The sequence below is a fragment of the Desulfosporosinus sp. BICA1-9 genome, from assembly GCF_000802135.1.
Window position 1 is genome coordinate 1 of the sequence record NZ_JUEE01000011.1, and the last position, 5,876, is coordinate 5,876.

The 5,876-nt window shown below is 43.7% G+C and carries 8 protein-coding genes; 2 read left to right on the forward strand and 6 right to left on the reverse strand.

Going from position 1 to position 5,876, the window contains the following annotated elements:
* Positions 1–382 (forward strand): hypothetical protein (locus tag JL57_RS00985; RefSeq protein ID WP_034140189.1); only part of this gene is annotated, 382 nt, incomplete at its 5' end.
* Positions 383–600: 218 nt separating this feature from the next.
* Here the strand turns inward: JL57_RS00985 and JL57_RS00990 are convergent.
* The 6 genes from JL57_RS00990 to JL57_RS01015 form a co-directional block, all read right to left on the reverse strand.
* Positions 601–1,722, reverse strand: coding sequence for an ATP-binding protein (locus tag JL57_RS00990; protein WP_034140190.1), 1,122 nt, complete (start codon positions 1,720–1,722; stop codon positions 601–603).
* 136 nt (positions 1,723–1,858) lie between these two features.
* The gene (locus JL57_RS00995) at positions 1,859–2,533 is read right to left on the reverse strand and encodes an NlpC/P60 family protein (protein WP_034140191.1); all 675 of its coding nucleotides are present in this window, start codon (positions 2,531–2,533) and stop codon (positions 1,859–1,861) included.
* Positions 2,534–2,654: 121 nt separating this feature from the next.
* A complete protein-coding gene (locus JL57_RS01000) occupies positions 2,655–2,909 on the reverse strand; it encodes an SHOCT domain-containing protein (protein ID WP_034140192.1) in 255 nt (84 codons plus the stop codon).
* 327 nt (positions 2,910–3,236) lie between these two features.
* Positions 3,237–3,617 (reverse strand): hypothetical protein, encoded by a 381-nt coding sequence (locus JL57_RS01005; RefSeq protein ID WP_034140193.1) that lies wholly within the window; start codon positions 3,615–3,617, stop codon positions 3,237–3,239.
* A 419-nt stretch (positions 3,618–4,036) separates the two neighbouring features.
* Positions 4,037–4,516, reverse strand: a complete 480-nt coding sequence (locus tag JL57_RS01010; protein WP_034140194.1) for a hypothetical protein — start codon at positions 4,514–4,516, stop codon at positions 4,037–4,039.
* Positions 4,517–4,683: 167 nt separating this feature from the next.
* On the reverse strand, positions 4,684–4,944 hold the full coding sequence (locus JL57_RS01015; protein WP_034140195.1) for an SHOCT domain-containing protein: 261 nt from the start codon (positions 4,942–4,944) through the stop codon (positions 4,684–4,686).
* Positions 4,945–5,551: 607 nt separating this feature from the next.
* On the opposite strand from JL57_RS01015, the gene JL57_RS33220 reads away from it, so the two are divergent.
* On the forward strand, positions 5,552–5,876 hold a 325-nt coding region (locus JL57_RS33220; protein WP_291299559.1), incomplete at its 3' end, for a hypothetical protein.

Here is a 5,876-nt window from a genome sequence, read left to right on the forward strand (position 1 = left end):
AGTGGTTGCAGCTGGGTCGGTTGCAGGAGTAGTGGTTGCAGCTGGGTCGGTTGCTGGGGCAACGGTTGTAGCTGGGTCGGTTGCAGGGGCAACAGTTGTAGCTGGGTCGGTTGCAGGGGCAACAGTTGTAGCTGGGTCAGTTGTAGGGGTGACGGTTGCAGCTGGGTCGGTTACAGGGGTAACAGTTGCAGTTGGATCGGTTGCTGGGATGACGATTGCACTAGGAGTAGTTGTTGTTACAGTTGCAGTAGTGCTAGGGTCCACAGACGTTGCTGATGTAGCAGCACTCACTGCTGCAACCGCTCCCATTATCAGCCCAAGAGATAATGTACTTACCATTAACGTATTTTTTAAACTTTTCATCAAAATCATCCTTCCTTAAACTAATTACTAAAATCCATAAAAACTACAATGGCGCTTGCTTTTTTGACCTTGCTTTGTTTGATTCTTTTCCAATGACCACCCCCTGTCTTCTTCAGTAAGTTATTCGCAACAGTTTGTGCTTTTTTGAGGGTAGTTATTAAAAAATAGTAAGTAAAAGTATGTAATGTTTTCCCCAATCTCGTATTTTACTAATTTTCAACGTAAGAAAAACTTCTATTAAATGGAGGGGAGCAGTATTTCTACCCGAACCCCTCCATCCCTTCGATTCGTAGTGGATATCTTCCCCCCGTGCTGATCAAGGATGCTGTGCACAACAGATAACCCCAACCCTGTACCTTTTTCCTTCGTCGTAAAAAATGGGTCATAAATATAGGGCATGACATCCAGCGAGATACCTGGTCCCTCGTCACTGACGGCGAATCCTACAAAGCCAACTTGTCGAACTCCTTCTAGCAGAATCACACCGCCTTCCCCCTGGGCATCGATTGCATTGAGTAAAATATTTAGGATCACTTGCTTAATCTGATCCGGATCCACCACAACCTCTTGCTCGCCAACCTGACTTGGTGCCTGTTTCAACTCAATGTGATGTTGTCTCAGGGCAGGCCGGATCAAGGTAACTACTTCGTCCAAGAGTTTCCCTAACGGAATCCCCCCACGCACAAGCTCTTTAGGACGGGCAAAGAACAGAAACTCGCTCACCAAGCGATTTAACCGTTCAGACTCTTCAATAAGTACTCTACAATATTCTGAAACAACCCCATCGTCACTTTTTTCCTGCGCCATTAGTTGGATGCTCACTTTCATGATCCCCAAGGGATTGCGTATTTCATGAGCCAACCCGGCACTCATATGCCCCAGTGCCGTTAAGCGTTCCGTTTGCCGGATCTCACCCTCCAATCGTTCACGTTCCTGCCCTTCTTGCTTTAACTTTTCTACCAACTGCGTCTGAACTAGCAAAGCGAGCTGATGTTTGCGTGATGCCTTTCGTTCCTGTTCAATCAAGAATCCTGTTAACCAGCCGATTCCGTTAATTAAGCCGATTTCCACCCACTGCATATACATGGCAGATGGCGCCATTGCCTGGAGATATATCATCAACGGTAGGATGAGGACCGTAATGACCAAGCTGGATATTATCCCCCCAGCAGGGCCAAAACGCATGGCAGCATAAATCACCGGGAGGTAGTACGCGAATTGCAGTAGAATGTGATAATTCATTTCGTAATGGTAATTCGTGTAGTGAATGGCCGTCAAAATCACCACAACAAGCCCAATCGCGATAAGGTCAAAGAGAGTCCGAGTACGATTTTGTGCAGGAGGCTCATGATTTAGCAAAAGAAGATCTCCCTCTCTATCCTTTTATCCACCCTAAACACCCCATAAAAATCTATTCCTATTTTAAACACCTACAAGAGTAGGACAGGCGTCCATTGTAAGCCGCCTGCCCTGAATCGTTAAAATAATTCGCTCTTTAAAAAACTCGCCGGGCACCAACATAAACGGATTTCCAGTACGGTCCAATCACATAAACCGTAACCCCTTTAGACGACGAAGCATTGATAAATTGCCCATCGCCGAGATAAATTCCGTCATGACTTACTACACCGTCACCAGTAAACGAGAAAAAAACTAAATCTCCAGGTTGAAGGTCTTCAAAAGCAACCTGGCTCCCTGCCGTATATTGATCACGTGAAACCCGTGGTAATGTGATTCCGTTTTGGGCAAACACATATTGAATATACCCCGAACAATCAAATCCAGTTTGAGGTGAAGTCCCACCCCATAGATACTTAACTCCAAGATATTGTTTTGCAGTAGCGATAATGGAATCGACTTTATTCTGACGCTGCTTTACTAAATAAGCCTCATTGAGCGACTTTATGGTCAATGGTCCAACGATTCCATCGCCCACCAAACTATGTGCCTGTTGAAAATTTATCACGCCCTGTTTTGTTTTACTTCCAAAGATACCATCCACTTTCCCTACATTAAACCCCATATCATTAAGTATTGTCTGTAGCTCTACGACATCTGCCCCCGTGGATCCTACCTTAAGTAAAACATTCCCCAGCGCTGCCTGGGCAGGAGTTGACAACGAAAGTGAAAAAATTATTAAAAAGAGTACAAGGATAATTTTGTTCTTCATTCTTCTGTTCCATCCTTTCAAGATTAACATCTCACAGGTAACGGAATCTTTGAAAGAAACTGGTATAACTAATTAATTACATTTCCGGTTTATATTATTAAAATGATTCATGGCACCACTGTTACAGTAGCAATTCTTTTTTCCTCTTTTGATATTCTTTCAAATCAATCTCACCACAGGCATAACGTCCAAGTAAGACATCTAAGGCCTTATCTTGTTCGATAATTCGACGTATAAGAATCCGAGAAGCTATCCGCCGAAATATATTTATAATTAAGGCAATCAATACTATCCAAAAAAGTAATTGGATTGCCATCCCTAGTATCCCCATCCCCCAAAATCCGCCAGCATAAAATGAGCCCCAACCGCCAAGCATAACTCACTCCTCCTTTCCGTGAACTTTCCATCAAAACATCCACAATAAAGCAAGGTCTCTTTCAACGTTGTTAAGCTAAGTATAGAGGTTTCATTTTACGCCCACGTCACATATTCTTAACATTTTTGTTAACGTAGCCTGCTGGGCTGTCAAAACTGCAACTAGATAGATTACCTGCGTACAGCCGTCAATTGCATTAGAATCTCTTTAAAGGGTTTGTTTAATGTGAGTTTTCTCGGGTTATATTAATTAGCTGACCAGTTAAACCCATAAATGAGTGAACAGGCGCCTATTGCAAACCGCCTGCCCTACTCTAACCTCATTTCTTTACCAACCCATGTTACCAGACCAGTTACCGGACATTCGGTCTCCATCCCAGCAATTTCCATTGTATCCGTTGTATCCATTGTTATAATTTTGCGTCGGTTGCTTGGGAGCAGTTTGTTGCCTTTGTTGAGTCACTTTGTTAGTACTAGGAGGAGCGACCGGGGTAGCAACCGGAGGAGCGACTGGCGTAGCGACTGGCGTAGCAACCGGGGTAGCACTGGTATTCGTGTTCATAACCATTGGATTAGGATCATTTTTAATCCAGTCAGCTATTTGTTGCTGATAGTTCGTGGAAGTGGCAGCACCGGCTACACCGACTGCACCAACTATTAAACCAAGTGATAAGGCACTTACCAAGAATGTGTTTTTAATGTTTTTCATAAATAATCATCCTTCCTTTTTAAACCTTTTATCACGATAATGTTTTAAATCAGTATCATCGCTTAACTTGCAAACTTATGTTAACCACTCTCTTCTTTCTTTTGACCACCCCCTGTTTTCATTCAGTTATTCGTTAAGGGAGAATACTTTTTGAGGGGTAGGTCAAAAAGTATTTTACATTTCCGGCCTTACCTGTATACCGTTATTGGAATGATTCCGATCTAGTGTTCTTACTATATCTGCTCTGCAGCATCTATGTTGGTATTGGCAGTATCCACCTGAACCTTGCAATTTAACAAATGCGATTTTCTTGAAAGGCGAGCTGTTTGGTTTTGCTGTTTTGGTTTGACCACCATAAACGTATAAAAAATAGGACAGGTACTTATTGTAAGCCACCTATCCTACTCCAACGTCATCCTTTACCAACCCCCGTTGCCGTAATATCCACAACCGTAGCCGTTACCGTAATAACCGCAACCATAGCCATACCCGTTACCGTAGCCGTTACCATAGCCATTTGGATTTGATTGATTCGGTACCGGCGGTTGAGGAGTTGGTTGAGTTGGTACCAACGGTTGAGGAGCAGTTTGTTGTATACTGCCTTGCGGTGATTGATTTTGGTTACCACTATTTTGGGTCGCGTTTGTGTCAGCTGTCGTTGCAACTGATGTACTGACTGGCGTTGCAACTGGTGCACTGACTGTTGTTGCTACCGGTGTACTATCTATCGTTGCTACTGGTATACTATCTATCGTTGCAACTGGTGTACTGACTGTCGTTGCAGAAGCGGCAGTAGCATTAGTAATGTTGGAGGTGGCAGCACTGACCAAACCGACTGCACCAACCATTAAGCCAAGTGATAAGGCACTTACCAAAAATGTGTTTTTAATGTTTTTCATGTAAAAATCACCCTTCCTTTTTAAACCTTTGATTACAACAATGTTATAATTCGTATCATCGCTTAACTTGCAGACTTATGTAAACACTCACTTCTTTCTTTTGACCACCCCCTGTTTTCATTCAGTTATTCGTTAAGGGAGAATATTTTTTGAGGGGTAGGTCATTGTTACCGTAGCAATTCTTTTTTTCGCTTTTGATATTCTTCCAAATCAATCTCACCACGGGCATAACGTTCATTCAAAACATCCAAAGCCGGATCTTGTCCGGTAAACCCTCGTGTATGAACCCGAGAACCTATCCTCCGAAATAAGTATATAATTAATGCTATTAATACTATCCAAAAAAGCAATTGGATTCCCATCCCAAGTATCCCCATTCCCCAAAATCCGCCGCTATAAAATGAGCCACAGCCCCAACCGCCAAACATAAATCACTCCTCCTTTCCGTAAACTTTCCATTTAATTGCCAAAACAATGTTTTCCTTTTAACATTGTTAAATATAGTATAAAGTTATTATTTTACGCCCACGTCACAGACTTTTAACATTTTTGTTAAAGTAGTCTGCTAAGGCATGAACTACTTGTAGAATTACCTCAGCCCTGGAATGTTGGCTTTGGCGGCGAAACATCTGAACCTTGTAAATTCAACAAAATGCAACTTTCTTGTAGGGTGCTTGAGGTTTTGATTTGCTCTCCATAAACACATAAAATTGGACAGGCCCCCATTGTAAGCAGCCTGTCCTACTCAAACCTTATCTCTTTACCAATCCATGTTCCCAGACCCAGACCAGTTGCCGGACATCTGGTTCCCAGTCCAGCTATTTCTATTGGATCCATTGGTATTTACACTACCGTCTTTTTGCGCATTTTGCCATTGTTGCTGCATTACTGCTTGATTTTGTGGACTTACACCATATTGCTGCATCATTTGTTGATCTATCTGGACACAGTTATTGATCATTTGGTTATAGAGATCGTTTTGGCTTGCAACCGGGGTAGTAGCCTGTGGAGTAGCTGCCGGAGTAGCTGCTGGAGTTGCTGCCGGAGTTGCTGCTGGAGTTGCTGCTGGAGTTGCTGCTGGAGTTGCTGCTGGAGTTGCTGCTGGAGTTGCTGCTGGAGTTGCTGCTGGAGTTGCTGCTGGAGTTGCTGCTGGAGTTGCTGCTGGAGTTGCTGCTGGAGTTGCTGCTGGAGTTGCTGCTGGAGTTGCTGCTGGAGTTGCTGCTGGAGTTGCTGCTGGAGTTGCTGCTGGAGTTGCTGCTGGAGTTGCTGCTGGAGTTGCTGCTGGAGTTGCTGCTGGAGTTGCTGCTGGAGTTGCTGCTGGAGTTGCTGCTGGAGTTGCTGCTGGAGTTGCTGCTGGAGT